This window comes from Streptomyces sp. NPDC052016, from assembly GCF_044548445.1.
Lineage (GTDB): Bacteria > Actinomycetota > Actinomycetes > Streptomycetales > Streptomycetaceae > Streptomyces.
Genome location: NZ_JBIUBX010000015.1, coordinates 127,174 through 152,424, shown reverse-complemented (window position 1 = coordinate 152,424; position 25,251 = coordinate 127,174). Strand labels below are relative to the sequence as shown.

The following is a 25,251-nucleotide window of genomic DNA, read 5'->3' as shown; positions in this document are numbered from 1 at the left end:
CGCCCTCCGTGTTCGTGGGGACGTGCTGTCAGCCCTTGTCGAGCTCCCAGAAGCGGAACACCGTGGAGGCGTCCAGGCAGTTCTCCAGGCCGTAGACGTCCTCGTGGACGACGGCGTACTGCTTGGCCTGCCAGACCGGCAGGACGGGCACCTGTTCGGCGACGATGTCCTGGAGCCGGGCGTAGTCCTCGTCGGTGGCGGTTCGGTTGCTCTGGGCGGCGGTGCGCGGGATGAGCGTGCCGGTGATCGCGGTGTTGGCGTAGTTGTTGGCCAGCACGTTGCCCTCGCCGAAGAACGGCGCGGTGAAGTTGTCGGCGTCCGGGTAGTCGGGGACCCAGCCCTTGACGTACACGCCGTACTTGCCGGCGGCGATGTCCTTCTCGTACTGGTCGAAGGCGACGGACTTGACGTCGGCGTCGAACAGGCCGCTGTCGTTCAGCTGGGCGGCTATGGCCTTCAGTTCGGCGTCGGTGGCGGGGCCGTAGCGGGAGGGAGTGGACCAGAGGGTGAGCTTGACCTTGCCGGTGATGCCCTCCTCCTCGAGCGCGGCGGCGGCCTCGGCCTGCGAGGGGCGGGCGCCGTAGCGGTCGAAGAAGGCCGTGTTGTGGCCGCCGATGCCGGCCGGGATGATCGAGTAGAGCGGGTCGGCGGTGCCCTGGTAGACGTCCTCGATGAGGGCCTCGCGGTCGAGCAGGTAGGCGATGGCCCGGCGGACGCCGAGCTTTCCGGCGACGGGGTCGTCCATGTTGAAGACGAGGTGCTGCACCTCGGCGCTGCTGCCCTCGACGACCTCGACCCCGGAAGCGTCCTTGCCGGCCTCGATGTCGGCGATGTCGGCGGCGGTGAGGCCCCGGTAGGCGATGTCGATCTCGTCGTCGAGGAGGGCCTTCTTCAGGTCGCCCTGCTCGCCGTGGAAGAACCTGAGGGTGACGCCGGTGTTCTGCACCTCGGCGGTGCCCTTGTAGTGCTCGTTGACGGAGAAGACGGCCTCGTCCTCGCTGAAGGACTCCAGCTTGTAGGGGCCCGAGCCGACGGCCCCGCCGTCCTCGCGCAGGCTGTCGGCGTCGTACTCGCGGTGGTCGACGATGGAGCCGGCGCCCGAGGCGATCTTGCTGGGGAAGGTGGCGTCGGGGACCTTCAGCTTGAAGACGACGGTCTTCTCGTCCGGCGTCTCCACCTTGTCGAGCATGGGGAACATGATCGCCGGGCCGGAGTCGTCGTTGATCTTCAGCATGCGGTCGAAGGAGAACTTGACGTCCTCGGAGGTGAGCGCCTCACCGTTGCTGAACTGCAGGCCGTCCTTCAGGGTGCACGTGTAGACCTTGGTCTGCGTGTCGGTGAACGAGCACTCCTTCGCCGCGTCGGGCTCGGGTTCGGTGCCGCCCTTGGGGAAGCTCAGCAGTGACTGGAAGACGTTGTTGAACAACAGCCAGGAGCCGGGGTCGTAGCCGGACGCGGGGTCCGTGGCGAGGACGTCGTCGGACATCCCCATGACCACGGAGGAGCCGTCGCTTCCCGAGGCCCCGCTCTCCGTACCGCAGCCGGTCAACAGGCCGGAGGCCAGCCCCGCCACGATGGGCAGGACCGGCCACTGGTTGCGCATGTTCACGTACGTGTGCCTTGTCGTCGTTCTCGTACTCCGGGGCCGCCGTCCCGGGCCCCGGGCGAAGAGGGGGTGCGTCAGCCGCTCACACCGCGGGCGAGTTCCCACAGCTGAAGGGTCGCGGAGGAGTTGAGCACGTACGCCGTGCCCGTGACGTCGTCGCTGGAGGCGACGTACTGCTTGCCCTGCCACAGCGGAAGGACGGGTACGTCCTCGGCCACGATGTCCTGAATCTCCGTCAGGCTCTTGGCCGCGGCGAGGCGGTCGGCCTCACGGCGGGACTCGGGGATGAGGGTGTCGATGATCTTGCCGTTGGCGTACGGCGACTTGAGGAAGTTGTCCTTGTCGAGGAACGGCGCGACGTAGTTGTCGGCGTCGGGGAAGTCGGGGAACCAGCCCATGCCGTAGACCGCGTACTCACCCTTGCGCTCGGCGGGGACGAACGTCTCCCACGGCGTGCCCTTGATGGAGACGTCGAACAGGCCGCTGTCGTTGAGCTGCTTCTGGAGCTGCTCGAACTCCTTCTTGGTGGCCGCACCGTAGTGGTCGGTGGTGTAGTTCAGCGTCAGCTTCACCGGCAGGCTGACGTCGGCCTTCTCCAGGAGCGCCTTGGCCTTGGGGACGCTGGGCTCGCCGTAGGTGTTGAAGAAAGAGTTGGAGTGGCCGGTGAGGGAGGCCGGGACCAGCGAGTACAGCGGCTCGGCCTGGGTGCCGTAGACCTCGGAGACGAGTTCGCTGCGATCGATGAGCTGGGCCATCGCCTGGCGGACGGCCTTGGTCTTCACCACGGGGGCCGTGGTGTTGAAGGCCAGGTAGCGGATCTCCAGGCCCGCCAGTTCGACGATGTCCTCGCTGTTGTCCTGCGAGGCGTCGGAGAGCTTGTTGATCTGCTCCGGCGACATGGTGCGGGTCATCAGGTCGATGTCGCCCTTGTCGAGGGCGGTGCCCATCTTGTCGGCGTCCGCGTAGGAGACGATCTCGACCTTGTCGTTCTGGACGTCCAAGGACCCCTTGTAGTTGGGGTTCTTGGTGAAGACGGCCTTGGTCATCTCGTCGCCGTCGGTCTCGGCCTTGAGGGTGTAGGGGCCGGAGCCGTCGACCGCGAATCCGTCGCGCAGCTTGTCCTTGGCGTAGTCGTCGGGGTTGACGATGCCGGCGACCGGGGTGGACAGCTTGAACGGGAAGGTGGCGTCGGCCGTCTTGAGGTGGAAGATGACCTCGTTGTCGCCCTGGGTCTCGACGGTGTCGATGGTGGACAGCAGCGCGAACACGCCGGAGTCGGCCTTGATGGCGCGGGCGCGGTCGATGGAGTACTTCACGTCCTCGGCGGTGATGGCGTCGCCGTTGGAGAACTTCAGGCCGTCGCGCAGCTTGCAGGCGTAGCGCTCGTTGCCGCTGTCGGTGAAGGCGCAGCTCTCGGCTGCCTCCGGGATCGGGTCGCCTTCGCCCTTGGGCTGGATCATCAGGGTCTGCACGGTCTGGCGCAGGATGTTCCAGGTGCCGACGTCGTAGGAGTACGCCGGGTCGAGAGGCGCCGGGGCGTCCTTGGTGGCGGTGAACCGGTCGGTGGTGCCCACGACGATGGCGTCACCGCTGCCGCTCCCGCTGTCGGTCCCGCCGCAGGCGGCGAGCACGGGCGCGAGCAGGCCGATCGCGGCCGGCAGCACCAAAGTCTTGCGGTTCATGCTCGAGTTTCTCCAGAGCTGTCAAGTCCGTGTACCCGGCATGCAGGGGTGTCGCGGCGGATCACGGGGGTAAGTGCGATGTTCTCGCGACGAGATTAGTCCGCGCCCGCAGGAGGGCTGGCGACCACCGGAGTTGAAAGCCCATCACGCAGCGGAACCGGGTGCGGACGCAACGGAAGCCCGTCGGCGGAATGATTCGTGCAGTGATCCATGAATCAGGACACAAGGACACGGCGACACCCCCCGAAGGGGGGCGAACAGCACATGGGAGCGCTCCTGTCGACCCCATGTCGCGTGGGGAACGTCACACGCTCAACGGGGTGCGCACGGAGCGGAATTCAGCCGTCGGCGACGACCTGAATTCACCGCGCGCACACGCGCCGAATTCCCTTGTTATCGGCGGTGCACGCTGGGTGAACGTCTATCGCTTTTCGTCATCGAGTGATCACGAATGATCACCGCGGAGATCAGTGGAGCGGCATCAGACCCCGCAGGAATGGCAGGTCGACCTCTTCCAGCGAGGCCACGACGGTGCGCCGGGCGGCCGGGGCGATGGGCGCCACGGAGGGCACCGCGACCACATGGCAGCCCGCCGCCTCGGCGGCGGCGACGCCGGTGGCGGTGTCCTCGACGACGGCACATCTGGCCGGATCCACACCGAGTCCGGCGGCGGCGAACAGGTAGGGGTCGGGGTGCGGCTTGGTGCGCGCGACCTCGTCGCCGGCCACGGTCAGAGCGAAGTGCTCGGGGCCCAGCGAGGTGAGGACGCGGTCGATGATGCGCCGGTGCGAGGCGGAGACGAGGGCCGTGGGGACTTCCTGCTCGGCCAGTTCCGCCAGCAGCCGGGCGGCACCCGGCATCAGGGGCAGGGCGCGCCCGATGCGGTCCTCGAAGCCTTCGTTGAGCAGGACGGTGAGTTCCGCGAGGGTGATGTCGGCGCCGGTCGCCTCGATCAGGAACCCGGCGCTGCGGGCCATGGGACCGCCGACCACGACATGGCGCCAGGAGTCGTCGAGGGTGTGACCGAGTCCGGCGAAGACCTCGACCTCGACGTCCCACCAGAAGCCCTCGGTGTCCACCAGGGTGCCGTCCATGTCGAGGAGCACGGCCTGGAGGGCGGAGCCCTCGGCCGTACGGGTTCCTAGTGCGGGAACCGTGCTGGTCATCCAGGTACCTCCTTGAGGGACGAGCAGGCCGGTTCCCGCGGGGGAACCGGCCTGCAGTGGACCGACCAGTGTACGACTTGTCGGATCAGTGTGCCGTGTGAGGCGCGCTTCACCGTGAGCGAGGCGTCACCCTACGCAAGGGGTGACCGTGCGTATGGCGTCACCGTGCGTACGACGTCACCGTGCGTACGGTGTCGCCGTGCGTACGGCGTGACCGTCCGTACGGCGTCGGCGTCACCGTGCGCCAGGCGTCACCGCTGTCACCGTGCGTACGGTGTCGCCGCTGTCACCGTGCGTTGAAGTACTTCGCCTCGGGGTGGTGGATCACGATGGCATCGGTGGACTGCTCGGGGTGGAGCTGGAACTCCTCCGACAGGTGGACGCCGATCCGCTCGGGCCGCAGCAGCTCGGCGATCTTGGCGCGGTCCTCCAGGTTGGGGCAGGCGCCGTAGCCCAGGGAGAAGCGGGCGCCGCGGTACTTCAGCGCGAACATGTCCTCGATGTCGGCCGGGTCCTCGCCGGCGAAGCCCAGCTCCGAACGCACGCGCGCGTGCCAGTACTCGGCGAGGGCCTCCGCCAACTGCACGGACAGCCCGTGCAGTTCCAGGTAGTCGCGGTAGGAGTTCGACTCGAACAGCTTCGCGGTCTCCTCGCCGATGCGGGAGCCGACGGTGACCACCTGGAGGCCGACGACGTCGGTCTCGCCGGACTCCTGCGGGCGGAAGAAGTCCGCCAGGCACAGGCGACGGCCGCGGCGCTGGCGCGGGAAGGTGAAGCGGGTGCGTTCGTTGCCGTGCTCGTCCAGGAGGATGAGGTCGTCGTCCTTGGAGACGCAGGGGAAGTAGCCGTAGACGACGGCGGCTTCGAGGAGGTTCTCGGTCTGCAGCCTGTCCAGCAGTCCGCGCAGCCGCGGCCGGCCCTCGGTCTCGACGAGTTCCTCGTACGTCGGTCCGTCGCCGGTGCGGGCCTGCTTCAGGCCCCACTGGCCCTTGAACAGGGCGCCCTCGTCCAGCCAGGAGGCGTACTCCTTGAGCTGGATGCCCTTGATGACGCGGGTGCCCCAGAACGGCGGCGCGGGCACCGGGTTGTCGGTGGCGACGTCGGAGCGGACGTGGCCCTCCTCCGGGCGCTCCTCGACCTCGACGGTTGCGGCCGCGCGGACCCGGCGCTGCTTCAGTTCGGGCAGCTTCGCGCCGGGCACGCCCCGCTTGACGCCGATCAGCGCGTCCATCAGACGCAGGCCCTCGAAGGCGTCGCGGGCGTAGCGGACCTCGCCCTCGTAGATCTCGTGCAGGTCCTGCTCGACGTAGGCCCGGGTCAGGGCGGCGCCGCCGAGAATGACCGGGTAGTTCGCCGCCAGACCTCGCTGGTTGAGCTCCTCCAGGTTCTCCTTCATGATCACCGTGGACTTGACCAGGAGCCCGGACATGCCGATGACGTCGGCGCGGTGCTCCTCGGCGGCGTCGAGGATCGCGGAGACCGGCTGCTTGATGCCGAGGTTGACGACGTTGTAGCCGTTGTTCGACAGGATGATGTCGACGAGGTTCTTGCCGATGTCGTGGACGTCGCCGCGCACGGTCGCGAGGACGATGGTGCCCTTGCCCTCCGCGTCGGACTTCTCCATGTGCGGCTCGAGGTAGGCGACCGCGGTCTTCATGACCTCGGCGGACTGCAGGACGAACGGCAGCTGCATCTGGCCGGAGCCGAACAGGTCGCCGACGACCTTCATGCCGTCCAGGAGGGTCTCGTTGACGATGTCGAGCGCGGGGCGGCTCTGGAGGGCCTCGTCGAGGTCGGCCTCCAGTCCGTTGCGCTCGCCGTCGATGATGCGGCGCTTGAGGCGCTCCTCCAGCGGCAGGGCGGCCAGTTCCTCGGCCTTGCCGGCCTTCAGGGACTTGGCGGTGGCGCCCTCGAAGAGCTGCATCAGCTTCTGGAGGGGGTCGTAGCCCTCGCTGCGGCGGTCGTAGATCAGGTCGAGGGCGGTGCCGACCTGCTCCTCGTCGAAGCGGGCGATGGGGAGGATCTTCGAGGCGTGGACGATGGCGGAGTCGAGGCCGGCCTTGACGCATTCGTCGAGGAAGACCGAGTTGAGCAGGATGCGGGCGGCCGGGTTGAGGCCGAAGGAGATGTTCGACAGGCCCAGGGTGGTCTGGACGGCGGGGTGGCGGCGCTTGAGCTCGCGGATGGCCTCGATGGTGGCGATGCCGTCCTTGCGGGACTCCTCCTGACCGGTGCAGATGGTGAAGGTCAGGGTGTCGATGAGGATGTCCTCCTCGCGGATGCCCCAGTTCCCGGTGAGGTCGTCGATGAGCCGTTCGGCGATCTCGACCTTCTTCTCGGGCGTGCGCGCCTGGCCCTCCTCGTCGATGGTGAGGGCGATCAGCGCGGCGCCGTGTTCCCGCGCGAGCTGGGTGACCTTGGCGAAGCGGGACTCGGGGCCGTCGCCGTCCTCGTAGTTCACGGAGTTGATGACCGCGCGGCCGCCGAGCTTCTCCAAGCCCGCCCGGATCACGTCGACCTCGGTGGAGTCCAGGACGATCGGCAGGGTGGAGGCGGTGGCGAAGCGGCCGGCCAGTTCCTCCATGTCGGCGACGCCGTCGCGGCCGACGTAGTCCACGCACAGGTCGAGCATGTGCGCGCCCTCGCGGATCTGCTCGCGGGCCATCTCCACGCAGTCGTCCCAGCGGCCCTCCAGCATGGCCTCGCGGAACTTCTTGGAGCCGTTGGCGTTGGTGCGCTCGCCGATGGCCAGGTAGGAGGTGTCCTGGCGGAAGGGCACGGTCTGGTAGAGGGAGGCGGCGCCGGGCTCGGGGCGGGGGTCGCGCTCCACGGGGGTGAGGTCGCGGACGCGCTCGACGACCTGGCGCAGGTGCTCGGGGGTGGTGCCGCAGCAGCCTCCGACCAGGGACAGGCCGTAGTCGCGGACGAAGTTCTCCTGGGCGTCGGCCAGCTCCGGCGGCGTCAGCGGGTAGGTGGCGCCGTCCCTGCCGAGCACCGGCAGGCCCGCGTTGGGCATGCAGGCCAGCGGGATGCGGGCGTTGCGGGCCAGGTACCGCAGGTGTTCGCTCATCTCGGCGGGGCCGGTGGCGCAGTTCATGCCGATCATGTCGATGCCGAGCGGCTCCAGGGCCGTCAGGGCGGCGCCGATCTCGGAGCCGAGCAGCATGGTGCCGGTGGTCTCGACGGTCACGGAGACGATGAGGGGCACGTCCAGGCCGGCGATCCGGCGGGCGCGCTCGGCGCCGAGGACGGCGGCCTTGGTCTGGAGCAGGTCCTGCGTGGTCTCGACGATGAGCGCGTCGGCGCCGCCGGCGATGAGGCCCTCGGCGTTCTGCTGGTAGGCGTCGCGCAGGGTGGTGTAGGCGACGTGGCCGAGGGTGGGCAGCTTGGTGCCGGGGCCGATGGAGCCGAGCACCCATCGGGTGCGGCCGTCGCGGGCGGCGAAGGCGTCGGCCGTCTCGCGGGCGATGCGGGCGCCCGCCTCGGACAGCTCGTGGACCCGCTCGGGGATGTCGTACTCGGCCATCGCGGCGAAGTTGGCGCCGAAGGTGTTGGTCTCGACGCAGTCCACGCCGGCGTCGAAGTACGCCTCGTGGACGGAGCGGACGATGTCCGGACGGGTGACGTTGAGGATCTCGTTGCAGCCCTCGAGGTTCTCGAAGTCCTCGAGGGTGGGCTCCTGCGCCTGGAGCATGGTGCCCATGGCTCCGTCGGCGACCACCACACGGGTGGCGAGGGCCTCACGGAGCGCGGACACACGGGCCCGGCTGTCGGCGGAAGGGGTCGGCGGCACTGAGGCCATGGAGGGGCTCCCTTGAATGCGACGGCTGTCGGCTTTGCGTCACCTCAGGATGCGCGCGAAAGGCTTCCCGAGGAGAGCGCACGCCGCCAGGGTAGCCGGGACCGTGAACTTGTGGTCGAGGCGTCCACGGGACGGACGATGATGACCTTCCGGTCACTCCTGTGAAAGGAGTGACCGGAACAGATAGCGACCGACCATTAGCGAGAGGTCGTCATGGACCGGTAGTGTTCGACATTGCCGAACGGCGGCAGAACTTGCCGCGCGTGGACGGTCGAAGGGGACGGAGGCAGGACGGCGATGGCACGGAACATCCAGTCGCTCGAACGGGCGGCCGCGATGCTGCGGCTGCTCGCGGGGGGCGAGCGACGGCTCGGCCTGTCGGACATCGCCTCGGCCCTGGGCCTGGCCAAGGGGACCGCCCACGGCATCCTGCGCACCCTCCAGCAGGAGGGCTTCGTGGAGCAGGACGACGCCTCCGGGCGCTACCAGCTGGGCGCGGAGCTGCTGCGCCTGGGCACCACCTACCTCGACGTGCACGAGCTCAGGGCGCGCGCCCTGGTGTGGACGGACGACCTGGCCCGCTCCAGCGGCGAGAGCGTCCATCTGGGCGTGCTGCACCAGCAGGGCGTGCTGATCGTGCACCACGTCTTCAGGCCCGACGACAGCCGGCAGGTGCTGGAGATCGGCGCCATGCAGCCGCTGCACTCCACGGCCCTGGGCAAGGTGCTGTCGGCCTACGACCCGGTCGCGCACAGCGAGGCGCTGGAGGCCGACCGCAAGCCCTTCACGGACCGCACGGTGTGCGAGCTGGAGGACTTCGAGCAGCTCCTCGACATCACGCGCGCGCGTGGCTACGCGGCCGACGTCGAGGAGACCTGGGAGGGCGTGGCCTCCATCGCCGCTCCCATCCACGACCGGCGGCGGATGCCCGTGGGTGCGGTCGGCATCACCGGCGCGGTGGAGCGGCTGTGCCGGGAGGGCGAGCTGCGACCCGAGCTCGTCGCGGCGGTACGGGACTGCGCCCGCGCGGTGTCGCGGGACCTGGGCGCCGCACGGTTCTGACAAGCGCGCGAGAGCACACCGGGACGCCTGACGGCGTTCCGGCCGTCGCCGTGCCCTGAAGCGGCACGCCTGCCTCCGGACCGCCACCACGGGGTGCCCCCGCCGGATCGCCACCACGGGGTGAGGACGCCTGCCTCCGGACCGCCACCGCGGGCCGCGCGACCACGGCGGACATCGATAACCCGTGACGATCAATAACGATCGCGCTTTCGATAACAGAACCCTTGACGCACACGTGACGCCAGAGCAAGACTCCCGTCCATCGGTCGGCATTGTCGAACACCAAACGGCAATACGCGTTAGAGTGTGACAACGCCAAGGGCCGGCATCGCTCTCACCCCCGAGGGCGCCACACCCCGGAGGGACCCGGGGTTCGGCTTCCCTGGACGAAGGACAAAGGAGTCGCGGGTGTCCAGCTCCGACATCTTCATCGGCGAGACCATCGGTACCGCCATACTCATCCTGCTCGGCGGTGGCGTCTGCGCCGCCGTCACGCTGAAGGCCTCCAAGGCCCGCAACGCCGGCTGGCTCGCCATCACCTTCGGGTGGGGTTTCGCCGTCCTGACGGCCGTCTACACCTCGGCGCCGCTGTCCGGCGCCCACCTGAACCCGGCCGTGACGGTCGCGCTCGCCATCAAGGACGGCGACTGGAGCAACGTTCCGACGTACTTCGCCGGACAGCTGCTCGGCGCCATGATCGGCGCGACCCTCGTCTGGGTCGCCTACTACGGCCAGTTCCACGCGCACCTCACCGACAGGGAGATCGTCGGCGGTCCGGGTGCACAGGCCACGGCGGCCAAGGCCGTGGAGGCCCAGGAGAAGGGAGCCGGCCCGGTCCTCGGCGTCTTCTCCACCGGCCCGGAGATCCGCAACGCGGTGCAGAACCTCGCCACGGAGATCGTCGGCACCGTGGTGCTGGTGCTCGCCGTCCTCACGCAGGGCCTGAACGACAAGGGCAACGGGCTCGGCACCCTCGGCGCCCTGGTCACCGCGCTCGTGGTGGTCTCGATCGGTCTGTCGCTCGGCGGCCCGACCGGCTACGCCATCAACCCGGCCCGTGACCTCGGTCCGCGCATCGTGCACGCCCTGCTGCCCCTGCCCAACAAGGGCGGCTCCGACTGGGGCTACGCCTGGATCCCGGTGGTCGGCCCGCTGATCGGCGGTGCGATCGCCGCAGGCATCTACAACGTCGCCTTCGCTTAGGAAGACTCGGCTTCAGCCGCACCACAGGCAAGCGCCGTACGTACTGCCCCTTCACCACGGACCTTTCAGGAGCACACAGTGACCGACGCCCACACCGCCGGCCCCTTCATCGCCGCGATCGACCAGGGCACGACCTCCTCCCGCTGCATCGTGTTCGACCGGGACGGCCGGATCGTCTCCGTCGACCAGAAGGAGCACGAGCAGATCTTCCCGAAGCCGGGCTGGGTCGAGCACGACGCCAACGAGATCTGGACCAACGTCCAGGAGGTCGTCGCCGGGGCCATCGCCAAGGCCGGCATCACCCGCGACGACATCAAGGCCATCGGCATCACCAACCAGCGCGAGACCACGCTGCTGTGGGACAAGAACACCGGTGAGCCCGTCCACAACGCCATCGTCTGGCAGGACACCCGCACCGACGCCCTGTGCAAGGAGCTCGGCCGCAACGTCGGCCAGGACCGCTTCCGCCGCGAGACCGGCCTCCCGCTGGCCTCCTACTTCGCCGGCCCGAAGGCCCGCTGGCTGCTGGACAACGTCGAGGGCCTGCGCGAGCGCGCCGAAGCCGGCGACATCCTCTTCGGCACCATGGACACCTGGGTCATCTGGAACCTGACGGGCGGTGTCGACGGCGGCAAGCACTACACCGACGTCACCAACGCCTCCCGCACCATGCTGATGAACCTCCACACCCTGGAGTGGGACGAGAAGATCGCCGAGTCCATCGGCGTCCCGATGGCGATGCTGCCCGAGATCCGCTCCTCCGCCGAGGTCTACGGCGAGGTCACCGGCGGCAAGCTGGGCGACCTGCTCGGCGGCATCCCGGTCGCCTCCGCGCTCGGCGACCAGCAGGCGGCCCTGTTCGGCCAGACCTGCTTCTCCGAGGGCGAGGCCAAGTCCACCTACGGCACCGGAACGTTCATGCTGATGAACACCGGTGAGAAGATCATCAACTCCTACTCCGGCCTGCTGACCACCGTCGGCTACCGCATCGGCGACGAGGCGCCGGTCTACGCCCTCGAGGGCTCGATCGCCGTCACCGGTTCGCTGGTGCAGTGGATGCGCGACCAGATGGGCCTGATCTCCACCGCCGCCGAGATCGAGACCCTCGCCCTGTCGGTCGAGGACAACGGCGGCGCCTACTTCGTGCCGGCCTTCTCCGGTCTGTTCGCCCCGTACTGGCGCTCCGACGCCCGCGGTGTGATCGCCGGCCTGACCCGGTACGTCACCAAGGCGCACCTCGCGCGCGCCGTCCTGGAGGCCACGGCCTGGCAGACCCGTGAGATCACCGACGCCATGACGAAGGACTCCGGCGTCGAGCTCGCGGCCCTCAAGGTCGACGGCGGCATGACCTCCAACAACCTGCTGATGCAGACGCTCTCGGACTTCCTGGACGCGCCCGTGGTGCGCCCGATGGTCGCCGAGACCACCTGCCTCGGCGCCGCCTACGCCGCCGGCCTCGCCGTCGGCTTCTGGACCAGCACCGACGACCTGCGCGCCAACTGGCGGCGGGCCGCCGAATGGACCCCCCGCATGGACGCGGAGACCCGCGACCGTGAGTACAAGAACTGGCTCAAGGCCGTCGAGCGGACCATGGGCTGGCTCGAGGACGAGAGCTGACCGGAGCCGGCTCCCGGCCCCGCAGCCGACTCCTACGAGAGCTCTGATGAGGAGTAAGAACCCGATATGACCAGTCAGTCCACCCTGCAGTCCGTGCCTGCCCTGGGGACGCACCCGGCCTCCGGCTCGAACCCGAGCCGAGCCGAGACCAGGGAGCAGCTCGCCAAGGCGTCGTACGACCTCCTCGTGATCGGCGGCGGCATCCTGGGCATCTCCACCGCCTGGCACGCCGCGCAGTCCGGCCTCAGGGTGGCACTGGTCGACGCCGGCGACTTCGCCGGCGCCACCTCCTCCGCCTCCTCCAAGCTGCTCCACGGCGGTCTGCGCTACCTGCAGACCGGCGCGGTGAAGCTGGTGGCGGAGAACCACTTCGAGCGCCGTGCGGTCTCCCGCCAGGTGGCCCCCCACCTGGCGAACCCGCTCACGTTCTACCTCCCCGTGTACAAGGGCGGGCCGCACGGCGCGGCGAAGCTCGGGGCGGGCGTCTTCGCCTACTCCGCGCTGTCGGCCTTCGGCGACGGCGTGGGACACCTGCTGTCGCCGTCGAAGGCCGCGCAGGACGTCCCCGAGCTGCGCACCGAGAACCTCAAGGCCGTCGCCGTGTACGGCGACGACCAGATGAACGACGCGCGCATGGCGCTGATGACGGTCCGCGCGGCCGTCGAGGCGGGCGCCGTCGTCCTGAACCACGCCGAGGTGACGGGCCTGCGCTTCACCAAGGGCCGGGTCACCGGTGCCGAGCTGCGCGACCGGCTCTCCGGTGACGAGTTCGGCGTCAACGCCCGTCTGGTGCTGAACGCGACCGGTCCGTGGGTGGACCACCTGCGCAGGATGGAGGACCCGAATGCCGCGCCGTCGATCCGTCTGTCGAAGGGCGCGCATCTGGTCCTGAAGCGCACCTCCCCCTGGAAGGCCGCGCTCGCCACCCCGATCGACAAGTACCGCATCACCTTCGCCCTCCCCTGGGAGGACATGCTCCTGCTCGGCACCACCGACGAGGAGTACGAGGGCGACCCGGCGGACGTCTCCGTCAACGACAAGGACATAGCCCAGATCCTGGACGAGGCCGCGTTCTCCATCCGGGACCAGCAGCTCGACCGTGACCTCATCACCTACGCCTTCGCGGGTCTGCGCGTGCTGCCGGGCGGCCCCGGCGACACCGCCAAGGCCAAGCGCGAGACCGTGGTCACCGAGGGCAGGGCCGGGATGCTGTCCGTCGCGGGCGGCAAGTGGACGACCTTCCGCCACATCGGCCGTACGGTGATGCAGAAGCTGGAGGCGCTGCCGGGCCACCCGCTCGGTGACGACTTCGAGCCGATCTCCTCCCTGCCGAAGAAGCTGCCGCTGCCGGGTGTCGCCAACCCGCGCGCGGTCGCCCACCGACTCCTGGTGGACCACCCGGCGCCCGGCCCGCGCATGGCCGCCGACACGGCCAAGCACCTGGCCACGCACTACGGTTCGCTGGCCTTCGACATCGCCCGCCTGGCGAACGACAACCCGGAGCTGGGCGAGCGCGTCCACCCGGACGCCCCCGAGATCTGGGCGCAGGTCGTCTACGCCCGGGACCACGAGTGGGCCGAGACCGCGGACGACGTGCTTCGCCGCCGGACGACGCTGACGATCCGCGGCCTGGCCACGGACGACGTCCGCGCCAAGGTCCAGGACCTGCTCGACAAGAAGTAGCCCGCAGCAGGTCACCCGGTAGACCCTTCGCCGGCCCACTCCCCTGACCGGGGCCGGCACCGAGGGACGGCCCCTCCGCACCGGGGCCGGCACCACGAGAGGGGCGGCTCCCCGCCGACGGAGCCGCCCCTCTCGCCGTCGTGGTCGGTGGCGGGTGCTTCCATGCGCCGAGTCCGGCACCACCACCGCCGGGTCCGGCTTCGCCGGACGGGTCGCGCACCGGGCGGCCGGCAAGGCGTGGTGGGACGCCGGGTGAGGACCGGACCCGGTCTCCGGCGACCGGTGATCGCGGAGCGTCTGATCGCGGGGCGTGCAGCACCTCGGTGGTCAGCCGCCATAATGGCGCCTAGACATCGGATGTCTGGGCGAGGACGACAGGGAGGCCGGTCATGGCAGTCACCGACGAGGCGATCGAGAAGATCAAGGGCATGATCGTCACCGGTGCGCTGCGCCCCGGGGACCGGCTCCCCAAGGAGAGCGAGCTCGCCGCCGAACTGGGCCTGTCCCGCAACTCCCTGCGAGAGGCGGTGCGCGCGCTGTCGCTGATCCGGATCCTGGACGTGCGGCAGGGCGACGGCACCTATGTCACCAGCCTCGATCCGCAACTGCTGCTGGAGGCGCTGAGCTTCGTCGTCGACTTCCACCGCGACGACACGGTCCTGGAGTTCCTGGCCGTGCGCCGCATCCTGGAGCCGGCCGCGACGGGCATGGCCGCGCTGCGCATCAGTGAACAGCAACTGGACGCCCTGGAGTCCCAGTTGGACAAGCTCGGCACCGAACCGTCGGTGGAGGAGCTCGTCGCCTCCGACCTCGAGTTCCACCGGGGCATCGTCCAGAGCGCCGGCAACTCGGTGCTGTGCTCCCTCCTCGACGGCCTGTCGGGGCCCACCACCCGGGCCCGGATCTGGCGCGGCCTGACCCAGGAGGACGCGGTCGCCGGCACCCTGCGGGAGCACCGGGCGATCCTCGCGGCGCTGCGCGACCGGGACGCGGAGGCGGCGCGGTCGTGGGCGACCGTGCACATCGCGAGCGTGGAACAGTGGCTCCGGTCCACCCTGTGAGCGGCCCCGCGAGGGGGGTGTTCGAGGGTGGTGAACGGGGCAGTGATCCGTTCACTCCCCCGTGCAAGGGGGCTGCGGTCGCCCCCGCGGGACGCCGTAAGGTTGGGTGGTCAAGCGAGGGCACGTCGGAAGGAGGCACTGGGTGATCGAGCTCGAGGGGGTTCCCGAGCTGATCGACCCGGTCATGGTGGCCGCGTTCGAGGGCTGGAACGATGCCGGCGACGCCGCCTCGACCGCGGTCGCGCATCTGGAGAGGGAGTGGAAGGGCGAGGTGTTCGCGGCGCTGGACGCCGAGGACTACTACGACTTCCAGGTGAACCGCCCCACGGTGTTCATGGACGCCGGCGTCCGCAAGATCACATGGCCGACGACAAGGTTGTCGGTGGTGCGGGTCGGCGGCGAGAAGCCGCGCGACCTGGTGCTGGTGCGCGGCATCGAACCGTCCATGCGCTGGCGCTCGTTCTGCAACGAGCTGCTCGGCTTCGCGCACGAACTGGGCGTGGAGCTGGTGGTCATCCTGGGCGCCCTGCTCGGCGACACCCCGCACACGCGTCCGGTCCCGATCAGCGGGACCACCTCCGACGCGGACCTGGCCCGCCGGATGGACCTGGAGGAGACCAAGTACGAGGGGCCCACGGGCATCGTCGGCGTCCTGCAGGAGGCGTGCACGCACGCGGGCGTGCCCGCGGTGAGCCTCTGGGCGGCCGTACCGCACTACGTGTCGCAGCCGCCCAACCCGAAGGCGACGCTGGCGCTCCTCAACCGCCTGGAGGATCTGATCGACGTGCGCATCCCGCTGGGCGAGCTGCCCGAGGACGCGCGCGCGTGGCAGGTCGGCGTGGACCAACTGGCCGCGGAGGACAGCGAGGTCGCCGAGTACGTCCAGACGCTGGAGGAGGCCCGGGACACCGCGGAGCTGCCGGAGGCGTCGGGCGAGGCGATCGCGCGCGAGTTCGAGCGGTACCTGCGGCGCCGGGACGGCGGTGGCCCGCCCGGGCCCGGGGAGCGGACGCGTCCGCCGAAGCCGCCGAAGGCGAGCGGGGACAGCACCGACGGCGACGACGATTCGTCGGAGGACTGAAAAAGGCCGGAAAAGGATTGAAAAGCGACTGAACCGGACTGGAGAGGCTCAGGGAGCCGCACAGTCCGGGAAGGTCCGAGGAGGGCGGTGCGCCGACGCGCACCGCCCTCTCGCTGTCAGACCCGGTCCACGGCCACCACGTCGTACTCGGTGTCCGGTGTGGGCTCCACGTCGAAGCGCGCGTTCGGCAGGTAGAGACGGTCGCCCCACGCCGCGACCGTCGTCGGTATGCGGAACCGCGGATCGGTGATCCGTGCCACGGCGGTGCCGTGGGTGCCGGACGCGTTCAGCCGGAAGACGTCGATCGCGTTCTGCCACTGCTGGACGGCGTACAGGGTCCTGCCGAGCAGCAGCAGGCCGTCGCCGTTGGGCAGGCGGGCCTCGCCCAGGTCGACCGCGCGGGCGGTTCCGGTGCGCGGGTCGACGCGCATGAGGCGGCCGCCGTCGGCGAAGGCGTTGACCACGAGCAGTGCGCTGCCGTCGGGCGTGCGCTCGATGCCGTTGGCGGTGAAGTCGTCGCCCTGGGCCCAGTCGCCGCCGAGCGGGACGGTCTCCACGGACTTCGGGGCGCCGTCGCGCGTGAGGAGCAGCTTGTAGAGCTGCGGCGCGAAGGAGTCGGTGAACCAGGCGGCGCCCGGGGTGAGGATCACGTCGTTCACGAAGGTGCCGCCCGTGGCGTACACCTGCTCGGTCTCGCCCGTGCGGGCGTCCGCGGTGCGGATCTCGCCGCTGTCGCCGCCCGCGAGGAAGAGCCTGCCCCGCGGATCGATCTTCAGGCCCACGGTGGGGTGCCCGGCACCGAGGCCCTGAACGACGACGGAGCCGCGGCCGGTGGCGAGGCTCGCCCGGTACACGTCGCCGCCCGCGAGCGAGCCGAAGTAGGCGAAGGGGCGGGCGCCGATGGCGATGCCCTCGGGCTGGAAGCCGGCGGGCAGCGGGAAGCCGGCCGGCCACGCCGTTCCGCGCGTCCCGCGCGTCCCGGCGGCGTGGGCGGCCGTGCCGGTACCGCCGACGAGGGCCGCGCAGGACAGGGCGGCGGTGGCGGCGAGGAGTCTCCTGCGGGCTGAGGACCGTTCTGTGGATGCCACTGTGCGTCCTTCCGCGAAGGGGCCGGCGTGGCCGGCGGAGCGGTCAGCGAAAACGCTCCCACCCCATCACACGACAGATGCCTGCGCTGCCCCGACGGCCGATCGTCCGGCAAGTGGGAGGGGCCCTTCCTCCCCGGTGGGAGGAAGGGCCCCTTCGATGATCCGGGGGTGATCCGGACCCTTTCGGTGGTCCGGACCCCTTCGGTGGTCCCGCGGGACTACAGCGCCACGCCGAGCAGCGCGTCCACCGCCCGCGACACCACGCCGGGCGCCCCGATGTCGGTGCCGCCCTGCTCCTTCTGGAGCGCGGCCCAGCGGTCGACGGCGGCCAGCGCGGCCGGGGCGTCCAGGTCGTTCGCGAGGGCCTCGCGGATCTCCTCGACGAGGGAGTCGGCGGGCGGGCCGTCGGGCCGGGACACCGCCGCGCGCCAGCGCCCGAGCCGGTCCACGGCGTCCTGGAGCACCTGGTCGGTCCACTCCCAGTCGGCCCGGTAGTGGTGGGCGAGCAGGGTGAGCCGGATGGCGGCGGGGTCGACGCCGTCGCGCCGGAGCCGGGAGACGAAGACGAGGTTGCCCTTGGACTTGGACATCTTCTCGCCGTTCAGGGCGACCATGCCGGCGTGCACGTACGCCTTGGCCATGGGGAACTCGCCGGTGAGGACCTGGGCGTGGGAGGCGCCCATCTCGTGGTGCGGGAAGGCGAGGTCGGAGCCGCCGCCCTGGACGTCGAAGCCCATGCCGAGGTGGTCCAGGGCGATGGCGACGCACTCGATGTGCCAGCCGGGCCGGCCGGGACCGAGCGAGCCGCCGTCCCAGCTGGGCTCGCCCTCGCGGGCCGCCATCCACAGCATCGGGTCGAGCGGGTTCTTCTTGCCGGGCCGGTCGGGGTCGCCGCCCCGCTCGGCGGAGAGCAGCCGCATGGCGGCGGCGTCGAGGTTCGAGACCTTGCCGAAGCTCGGGTCGGACTCGACGGAGAAGTAGACGTCGCCGTCGAGATCGTAGGCGGCGCCCGCCTCCCGCAGACGCTCCACGAGCGGCACGATGCCGGGTATGGCCTCGACGGCGCCTATGTAGTGGCGCGGGGGGAGCATCCGCAGGGCGGTCATGTCCTCGCGGAAGAGGGCCGTCTCCTTCTCGGCGAGGGCGACCCAGTCGACGCCGTCCCGCTCGGCCCGCTCGAGAAGCGGATCGTCGACGTCGGTGACGTTCTGGACGTAGTGAACCTGCCGCTTGGTGTCGAGCCACACACGCTGAACGAGGTCGAACGCGTTGTAGGTCGCCGCGTGACCCATGTGGGTCGCGTCGTACGGCGTGATGCCGCAGACGTAGATACGGGCGACGGGACCGGGGTCGAGGGTGACCAGGCCGCCGGTCGCGGTGTCGTGGATCCTCAGGTCGCGGCCCTGACCAGGCAGGGCGGGGACCTCGGAAGCGGGCCAGGCATGCATGTCATGAGCCTAACCGGAGGAAAGTTGCCACTACGAACCGGAGCGGGCCGGTTGACCGGGAAGACACTCTTGCGCGGGGGCCGGCTGTGTGCCGGGGGGTGGCCGCCCGCGGAGGCTTCCGGGCGGCCGTACGGCCGGGTTCCGCCGGTCCACCCGGGGCGGACCGTGCGCCCGGGCGGCTGGCCGGCCGGGTCGGCCATGCGCCCGGGATCGGCTGCGCGGCCGGAGGCGGCGGGGCCCGACGACGGCCGTACGGCCAACGCGGCCGTGTGCCCGGAGGTGGCCTCGCCCGAGGCCCGCCACGTGACCGGAGGCGGCGGTGGCTCCGGGGGGCAGCCGGGCCCGGCTGCTCCGCGCGGCCATGCATCCAGGGGCGGCCGTACGGCCGAGGCGGCGGGCCGCCGACGGCGGCCGGGCGGCCAGAGCGGCCGGTGAGTGGTCCGCTGACGTCCATCCGTCCGACAGTTGGAAGACGCTGCCGTGCGAAGGGCCTGGAAATTTCCGTCGGCGACCGTGCCCTCGGACAGCGGGCCCGCGAGGTGACCGCACTCGCAGAGGCAACCGGGCACACAGGGGCTGCCGCGTGATCGGAGGTGGACCCAAGGGCGGCCAGGGCTCGGCGGCTCCGCCTGCCGGAGCGGCCACGCACCCAGGGGCAGTCGCACGGCCGGCGGCGGCCGGGCCCGTCGACGGCCGTACAGCCAGCGCGGCCGTGCGCCCGGAGGCGGCCGGGCGGCCGGGCGGCCGGGCGGCCGGGCGGCCGGGCGGCCGGGCGGCCGGGCGGCCGGGCGGCCGGGCGGCCGGGCGGCCGGGCGGCCGTGCGCCCGGAGACGGCCGGGCGGCCGGGCGGCCGGGCGGCCGGAGGGATACTGAGGGTCTGGCGCCCGAAGCCTGAGAGGCGCGCCCAAGAATCGCCGCGTAGGCGGAGGCGGCGGTGCGTCACAGTCGGCCGTGTAGCTGTTGGGCGGCCGTGCGCCTGGGGCGGGCGTATGCCGAGGCGGTCGGGCGTCCGGGCTCAGGTCAGGCCGGTGGCCACACGGCGTGCGGGCGGAGCGGCCGTGAGCCCGGGGCCTCCGCGGCCGTGCTGCCTGGTGCACGGAGGCCGCCGAGCGCGCAGGGCCCGCCACGTGACCGGAGGCGGCGGTAGGTCACGGGCGGCCGTGTCCCTGCCGGGCAAGCGTGGGGCCTGGGCGGCGGTCGTACGCCGGGGCGTTCGCAGGCCGGGGCGATCGCAAACCGGGAGTCGGGGGTCGGCGGTCGGTCAGACCGGGGGCCAGGGGATGGCCGGCCATTCGCCGGTCGGCTCCGGGTGCGTGCCGGACGCCAGGAGCGCGTCGACGCGCGCGCGGGTCGCGTCGATCTCCGCCGGTGTGACGAGTGCGGTCAGCGTGCCCGTGAGGTCCCCGCCCGGTTCGAGGGAGCCCTTGAGGCCCTTGAGCACCTCGACGGCCTCCCCGGTGAGGGGCTCCCCCGCCCAGCCCCACAGGAGGGTGCGCAGCTTGTTGTCGACATTGAAGGTGACGCCGTGGTCGATGCCGTAGAGCTGCCCGTCGGCCGTGGTCAGCAGGTGACCGCCCTTGCGGTCGGCGTTGTTGACGACCGCGTCCAGGACGGCGAGCCGCCGCAGCCGCTCGTCGTCGGCGTGCACCAGGAGTGCGGTCCTGCCCTCCCCGACCTCGGCGAACCCGATCGCCTTCCATCCGGGCCCCGGCTCCTCCCCGTCGACGAGGGCGAGGAGTCCGTCCTCCGCGGTGGCCTCGATCCACAGCTGGCACATGCCCTCGCCGTACGGCCCGTCCCGCAGAACGGTGGGCGGGACGAGTCCCCAGCCGGTCGCCTCGGAGACGGCGTAGGCGGCGACCTCCCGCTGGGCGAGGGTGCCGTCGGGGAAGTCCCACAGGGGTCTCTCCCCGGCGACCGGCTTGTAGATGCAGGCGGCCTCCCGGCCCTCATGGGCGACGGTGCAGTACAGGGCCGCGTTGGAGGCGTCGCGGATGCGTCCGCGCACGGTCAGCTCGCCGTTCGCGAGCAGCTCCGCGAAGGCCTGGTCGGTGGTCGTCACGCCCCGCGGCGGTATCCGTTCTGGCGCGGACATACGTGTCCTTCCGGGTCGAGCGGCAGACTGCACAGCGGACACGGCGGCCGGCCGGCGTTGACGACGTCGAGGGCTCTCTTGGCGAAGGCTCGCGCCTGGGCGCCGGTGAGCCGGACCCGCAGCATCGGGGGCCCGTTCTCCTCGTCCTGGAGCAACCGCTCCTCGGCCTCGGCGAGGTCCTCCTCGGTCTCGGCGTCGAGCTCCACGAGGGCCTGCGCCTCGACGATCATGCGCTGCTCCTCGCCGTCCCAGGCGAGGGCCATGGTGCCGACCCGGAACTCCTCCTCGATCGGGGTCTCGAGGGGCGCGGTGTCGGCGATCTCGGCGGGCGCCATGGCGGGCACGGCGGCATTTCCGCCGCTCCGGCGTACGACCTCGTCCAGCAGCTCGTCCATGCGCTCGGCGAGCGCGGCGACCTGGGTCTTCTCCAGGGCCACACTGGTCACTCGGGAGCCGGCGGTGGCCTGGAGGAAGAAGGTACGGCGCCCGGGCAGTCCGACCGTACCGGCCACGAAGCGGTCCGGGGGGTCGTAGAGGAACACCTGACGGGACACGTCCTGTCTCCCTGGGAATCGTGGGTACGTGAACGTCCATGCGTGAACGCGCGTATGCGGACCGCTTCACCCTACTGCGGGCGACGATCACGGTGCGCCCGCACCACCCCCGACCGTGGCCTCGTCGCTCGGCGGCTCCTCGCGCGGCACGAGGGAGGCGAAGTCACCGGTGTCGCCGAGGCGCACCAGAAAGGGCCGCAGCCGGGTGTAACGGATCGCGGTGATGGAACACGGTTCGACGGAGATCCGCTGGAAGAGGTCGAGATGGAGTCCGAGTGCGTCCGCCACGAGCGACTTGATGATGTCGCCGTGCGAGCACATCAGGTAGACGGCGTCGGCGCCGTGGTCGCGCTCCACGCGCGCGTTCCACTCGCGTACCGCCTCGGCGGCTCGGGTCTGCATGGCCCGCATGGACTCCCCGCCGGGGAAGGCGGCCGCGGAGGGATGCGCCTGGACGACCTCCATCAGCGGCTCGTCCTTCAGTTCGGCGAGTTTGCGCCCCGACCAGTCGCCGTAGTCGCACTCCCCGATCCGCTCGTCGGTGTGCACGGGCAGGCCGGGGCGGGCGTCGAGGAGCGGCCGGACGGTCTCCTGGCAGCGTTGCAGGGGGCTCGCGACGACCTCGGCGATCGGCAGGCCCTCGAGCCGCCCGGGCAGCGCGGCGGCCTGTTCGGCTCCGCGCTCGTCGAGGGCGACGCCGGGCGTCCGGCCGGCGAGCACTCCGGAGGTGTTGGCGGTGGAACGTCCGTGCCGGACGAGGATCAGCGTGGGCATGCCGCCCAGGGTAGGCGTACGCCCGGGGGCACAGGTGAACGGCCGAAAGGAGAACGCACTTCGTGATCGTCGACTGCGCCATCTACCGTGACGGGCACCGTTCGGAGGGCCCGCAGGACTTCTCCGACGCGCTCGACGAAGCGCGTGCCGCGGGCGGTTTCGTCTGGATCGGGCTGCACGAGCCCTCCGAGAAGGAGTTCGACCACGTCACTCAGGAGTTCGCGCTGCACCCGCTGGCCGTGGAGGACGCCCTCAAGGCGCATCAGCGTCCCAAGCTGGAGGTCTACGACGACTCGTTGTTCCTGGTGCTGAAGCCGGTGGTGTACGAGCCGGAGAGCGACGCCGTCTCCTCCGGCGAGGTCATGGTCTTCCTCGGCGACTCCTTCGTGGTGACCGTCCGGCACGGCGAGGGTTCGCCGCTGGCGGCCGTACGCAGGCGGCTGGAGCAGGAGCCGGAGCTGCTCGCCAAGGGGCCGACCTCCGTCGTCTACGCGATCGCCGACGCGACCGTGGACCACTACCTGGACGTGGCGACCGAGTTGCAGACGGACCTGGAGGAGTTGGAGGCGGTGGTGTTCTCGCCGGACGGCGGCGGCTCGCGGGACACCGCGTCCCGGATCTACACCTTCAAGCGGCAGATCCTGGAGTTCCGCCGGTCGACCGGACCGCTGACACCGCCGCTGAGCCGGCTCGCGGGCACCGGCGCGTTCGGCTCGGTGCTGCCCTTCGTCAACGAGAAGGCACGGCCCTTCTTCCGGGACGTGAGCGACCACCTCGCGCGCGTGAACGAGTCGGTGGAGGGTCTGGACCGGCTGGTGTCGGACATCCTGTCGGCGCACCTGGCGCAGATGAGCGTCCGGCAGAACGACGACATGCGGAAGATCTCGGCGTGGGCGGCCATGGCCGCGGTCCCCACGATGATCGCGGGCATCTACGGCATGAACTTCGACCACATGCCGGAGCTGCGCTGGTTGTGGTCGTATCCGGCGGTGATCGGGGCCATGGTCGCCCTGGAGGTGCTGCTGTACCGGCTGTTCAAGCGCCGGGGATGGATGTAGGCGCGGTCACGCGCGCGGCGGGGCTCGTCGCTCAGGCGAACTCGGGGGCCGAGCCCGCCGGTCCGCCGGCCGGTCCGCCGAGGGCGTCGCGCCGCTCGGGCGTCTTCAGGGACACCATGCGCCGCCAGCCCGCGAGCCGCTCCCACCCGTAGACGGCGTGGATGCCGGCCGCGAGCAGGGCCGCCTTGGGCCGGGACCAGCCGAGGATGCGGCCCATGTGGGCCATGACGGCGAGGCTGACGTCGCGGTAGACGCGGATCTCGGCGAGCGCGCTCTCGCACAGGGTCCGCTGGATGGCCCGGCCGTGCCCCGCGCGCGCGAAGCGCAGGAGTTCCTCGTGGCAGTAGGCCAGGTGGTTGTCCTCGTCGTGGGAGATCATCCTCACCGCGCGGCCGAGGTCGGGGTGGTCGGCGAAGTGCTTGCGCAGCAGCTCCATCTGTTCGGAGGCGCGCTGCTCGGTGACCCTGCTGTGGGCGAGGTAGGTGACGATGTCCTGCACGGTCAGCGGCCGGTCGGCCTTGAGCTTGTCGTGGGCGAGGCCGATGCCGCCGCGTTCCAGCAGCATCGTGTAGTCGGTCTCGGGCGGGACGGGGACCGGTTCGAGGCCTCGCTTCTTCAGCAGGGCGTTGAAGATCCGCCCGTGTTTGTCCTCGTCGGCACCGTGCCGGGTGATCTTGGGCGCGAGGGCGCGCTCGCTCTGCGGGACGAGGGCCGCGATGCGGGCGTTCTCCCAGCCGCCCTGCGACTCCCCGCTGGCGGCGATGGAGCAGAACAGCCGGAAGGACTCGTCGTTGTCGAGGATCTCCTGGAACAGACTCTTGGCCGAAAGCATCGTGGGGCACCTCTCTGCATCCCGGGGGATGTCGCAGGTTCCGCAGGATTCCGCGAAGAACGAGTCAAATGCGCCGTGATGTGTGCTGCAACAGTTCTGTCGGACAACTCCGCCGAAAGAAGGACCGCGGAAGTCGTGCGCGCGGCGTAACCGCGTGCGACCGCGGCGCGTTGTTCCCCGTGACGGCCGTGGCGGGGAAGACCCCCGAGCCCCCACCACGGCCGCTGAAGAACCCTTCCGCGGACCGCCTCCGGCCGCCTCCGGAGACCCCTCCTCACGCTCTCGGGCCGCTCCTTACGCCAGACCGGCGAGCTCCAGCGCCCGGGCGCCGGCCCGCAGCGAGGCGAGGCGCTCGTCGAGGGTGAAGCCCGCGGGGGCGAGGCTGAGGGTGGTGACGCCTGCCGCGGCGTAGGCCTTCATCCGGTCGGCGATGCGCTCCTCGGAGCCGAGCAGCGTGGTCCGGTCGATCAGGTCGTGCGGTACGGCGGCCGCGGCGCCCTGCTTGTCGCCGGAGAGGTACTTCTCCTGGATCTCGGCGGCCGCCGCCTCGTAGCCCATGCGCCGGGCGAGCTGGTTGTAGAAGTTCTGCTTGGGGCTGCCCATGCCGCCGACGTACAGGGCGGTGTAGGGGCGGAAGGTGTCGGCGAGCCGCTCGACGTCCTTGTCGTCGCCGACGGCCAGCGGCAGGGTCGGGCAGACGTCGAAGCCGTCCAGGGTCTTGCCGGCCTTCTCCCGCCCGGCCCGCAGGTGCTTGATCGCGGTGTCCTCGAGGTGGTCGGCGGACGGGAAGATCAGCAGGGCGCCGTCGGCGATCTCGCCGGTCTGCTCCAGGTTCTTCGGCCCGATCGCGGCGATGTACAGCGGGATGTGCTCGCGCTGGGGGTGCACGGTCAGCTTGATCGGCTTGCCCGGGCCGCCCGGCAGCGGCAGCGTCCAGTGTTCGCCGTCGTACGACAGCCGTTCCCGCGTCATCGCCTTGCGGACGATCTCGACGTACTCGCGGGTGCGGGACAGCGGCTTGTCGAACTTGACGCCGTACCAGCCCTCGGAGACCTGCGGGCCGGAGACGCCGAGGCCGAGACGGAAGCGGCCGCCGGACAGGGAGTCGAGGGTGGCGGCGGTCATGGCGGTCATCGCGGGCTGGCGGGCCGGGATCTGGAAGATGGCGGAGCCGACGTCGATCCGCTCGGTCTGGGCGGCGACCCAGGAGAGCACGGTGGCCGCGTCCGAGCCGTAGGCCTCGGCGGCCCAGCACACGGCGTACCCGAGCCGGTCGGCCTCCTGGGCGACGGCGAGGTTGTCCGCGTCCATTCCGGCACCCCAGTAGCCGAGGTTGATCCCGAGCTGCATGGCCGATTCCCCTTACTGATCAGTAACGACGCTGTTCCGGAGACAGTAGCGCGGGGGCGCCCGCCGGGGGAGGCCGGTGTGGCGAGGGT

At 70.9% G+C, this 25,251-nt stretch carries 18 protein-coding genes; 7 read left to right on the top strand and 11 right to left on the bottom strand.

Going from position 1 to position 25,251, the window contains the following annotated elements:
• Nucleotides 1-28: 28 nt before the first annotated feature.
• The 4 genes from ACIHAR_RS20240 to metH all read right to left on the bottom strand — a co-directional run bounded on the left by ACIHAR_RS20240 (nucleotide 29) and on the right by metH (nucleotide 8,256).
• Complete coding sequence (locus ACIHAR_RS20240; protein WP_400020798.1) at nucleotides 29-1,609, bottom strand: ABC transporter substrate-binding protein; 1,581 nt, start codon at nucleotides 1,607-1,609, stop codon at nucleotides 29-31.
• A gap of 71 nt (nucleotides 1,610-1,680) precedes the next feature.
• A complete protein-coding gene (locus tag ACIHAR_RS20235; protein ID WP_400020796.1) occupies nucleotides 1,681-3,288 on the bottom strand; it encodes an ABC transporter substrate-binding protein in 1,608 nt (535 codons plus the stop codon).
• A 467-nt stretch (nucleotides 3,289-3,755) separates the two neighbouring features.
• Entirely contained in the window at nucleotides 3,756-4,454 is a 699-nt protein-coding gene (locus ACIHAR_RS20230; protein WP_400020794.1) for an HAD family hydrolase, read from the bottom strand.
• 286 nt (nucleotides 4,455-4,740) lie between these two features.
• Nucleotides 4,741-8,256, bottom strand: coding sequence for a methionine synthase (gene metH / locus ACIHAR_RS20225; RefSeq protein WP_400020792.1), 3,516 nt, complete (start codon nucleotides 8,254-8,256; stop codon nucleotides 4,741-4,743).
• Between the two features lie 297 nt (nucleotides 8,257-8,553).
• On the opposite strand from metH, the gene ACIHAR_RS20220 reads away from it, so the two are divergent.
• The 6 genes from ACIHAR_RS20220 (at nucleotide 8,554) to ACIHAR_RS20195 (ending at nucleotide 15,963) form a co-directional block, all read left to right on the top strand.
• The gene (locus tag ACIHAR_RS20220; RefSeq protein ID WP_365455857.1) at nucleotides 8,554-9,318 is read left to right on the top strand and encodes an IclR family transcriptional regulator; all 765 of its coding nucleotides are present in this window, start codon (nucleotides 8,554-8,556) and stop codon (nucleotides 9,316-9,318) included.
• Between the two features lie 408 nt (nucleotides 9,319-9,726).
• On the top strand, nucleotides 9,727-10,521 hold the full coding sequence (locus tag ACIHAR_RS20215; RefSeq protein ID WP_388754417.1) for an MIP/aquaporin family protein: 795 nt from the start codon (nucleotides 9,727-9,729) through the stop codon (nucleotides 10,519-10,521).
• 78 nt (nucleotides 10,522-10,599) lie between these two features.
• Nucleotides 10,600-12,138 (top strand): glycerol kinase GlpK, encoded by a 1,539-nt coding sequence (gene glpK, locus ACIHAR_RS20210; protein WP_365455863.1) that lies wholly within the window; start codon nucleotides 10,600-10,602, stop codon nucleotides 12,136-12,138.
• 66 nt (nucleotides 12,139-12,204) lie between these two features.
• Nucleotides 12,205-13,821, top strand: coding sequence for a glycerol-3-phosphate dehydrogenase/oxidase (locus ACIHAR_RS20205; protein ID WP_365455866.1), 1,617 nt, complete (start codon nucleotides 12,205-12,207; stop codon nucleotides 13,819-13,821).
• A gap of 389 nt (nucleotides 13,822-14,210) precedes the next feature.
• Nucleotides 14,211-14,882 (top strand): FadR/GntR family transcriptional regulator, encoded by a 672-nt coding sequence (locus tag ACIHAR_RS20200; RefSeq protein WP_365455869.1) that lies wholly within the window; start codon nucleotides 14,211-14,213, stop codon nucleotides 14,880-14,882.
• A gap of 142 nt (nucleotides 14,883-15,024) precedes the next feature.
• Nucleotides 15,025-15,963 carry a PAC2 family protein gene (locus ACIHAR_RS20195; protein WP_365455872.1) on the top strand — a complete coding sequence of 313 codons (939 nt, stop codon included), beginning with the start codon at nucleotides 15,025-15,027 and terminating at the stop codon, nucleotides 15,961-15,963.
• A 116-nt stretch (nucleotides 15,964-16,079) separates the two neighbouring features.
• Here the strand turns inward: ACIHAR_RS20195 and ACIHAR_RS20190 are convergent, their stop codons facing one another.
• The 5 genes from ACIHAR_RS20190 to ACIHAR_RS20170 all read right to left on the bottom strand — a co-directional run bounded on the left by ACIHAR_RS20190 (nucleotide 16,080) and on the right by ACIHAR_RS20170 (nucleotide 21,922).
• Nucleotides 16,080-17,051, bottom strand: a complete 972-nt coding sequence (locus ACIHAR_RS20190; protein ID WP_400020788.1) for an SMP-30/gluconolactonase/LRE family protein — start codon at nucleotides 17,049-17,051, stop codon at nucleotides 16,080-16,082.
• A 218-nt stretch (nucleotides 17,052-17,269) separates the two neighbouring features.
• On the bottom strand, nucleotides 17,270-18,499 hold the full coding sequence (mshC, locus tag ACIHAR_RS20185; RefSeq protein ID WP_365455878.1) for a cysteine--1-D-myo-inosityl 2-amino-2-deoxy-alpha-D-glucopyranoside ligase: 1,230 nt from the start codon (nucleotides 18,497-18,499) through the stop codon (nucleotides 17,270-17,272).
• A gap of 1,261 nt (nucleotides 18,500-19,760) precedes the next feature.
• Nucleotides 19,761-20,594, bottom strand: a complete 834-nt coding sequence (locus tag ACIHAR_RS20180; protein ID WP_365455881.1) for an SCO1664 family protein — start codon at nucleotides 20,592-20,594, stop codon at nucleotides 19,761-19,763.
• A complete protein-coding gene (locus ACIHAR_RS20175) occupies nucleotides 20,558-21,148 on the bottom strand; it encodes a DUF3090 domain-containing protein (RefSeq protein ID WP_365455884.1) in 591 nt (196 codons plus the stop codon). The genes ACIHAR_RS20180 and ACIHAR_RS20175 overlap by 37 nt, the downstream gene beginning before the upstream one ends.
• 87 nt (nucleotides 21,149-21,235) lie before the next feature.
• Nucleotides 21,236-21,922: a histidine phosphatase family protein gene (locus ACIHAR_RS20170; protein WP_384662357.1), complete on the bottom strand. Its 687-nt coding sequence runs from the start codon at nucleotides 21,920-21,922 to the stop codon at nucleotides 21,236-21,238.
• A gap of 62 nt (nucleotides 21,923-21,984) precedes the next feature.
• Between ACIHAR_RS20170 and corA the strand changes: the two genes are divergently transcribed.
• Entirely contained in the window at nucleotides 21,985-22,980 is a 996-nt protein-coding gene (gene corA, locus ACIHAR_RS20165; protein WP_365455890.1) for a magnesium/cobalt transporter CorA, read from the top strand.
• A gap of 31 nt (nucleotides 22,981-23,011) precedes the next feature.
• Here the strand turns inward: corA and ACIHAR_RS20160 are convergent, their stop codons facing one another.
• Nucleotides 23,012-23,812, bottom strand: a complete 801-nt coding sequence (locus tag ACIHAR_RS20160) for a ferritin-like domain-containing protein (RefSeq protein WP_400020784.1) — start codon at nucleotides 23,810-23,812, stop codon at nucleotides 23,012-23,014.
• 294 nt (nucleotides 23,813-24,106) lie between these two features.
• Nucleotides 24,107-25,162 (bottom strand): LLM class F420-dependent oxidoreductase, encoded by a 1,056-nt coding sequence (locus ACIHAR_RS20155; RefSeq protein WP_365455896.1) that lies wholly within the window; start codon nucleotides 25,160-25,162, stop codon nucleotides 24,107-24,109.
• Between the last annotated feature and the right edge of the window lie 89 nt (nucleotides 25,163-25,251).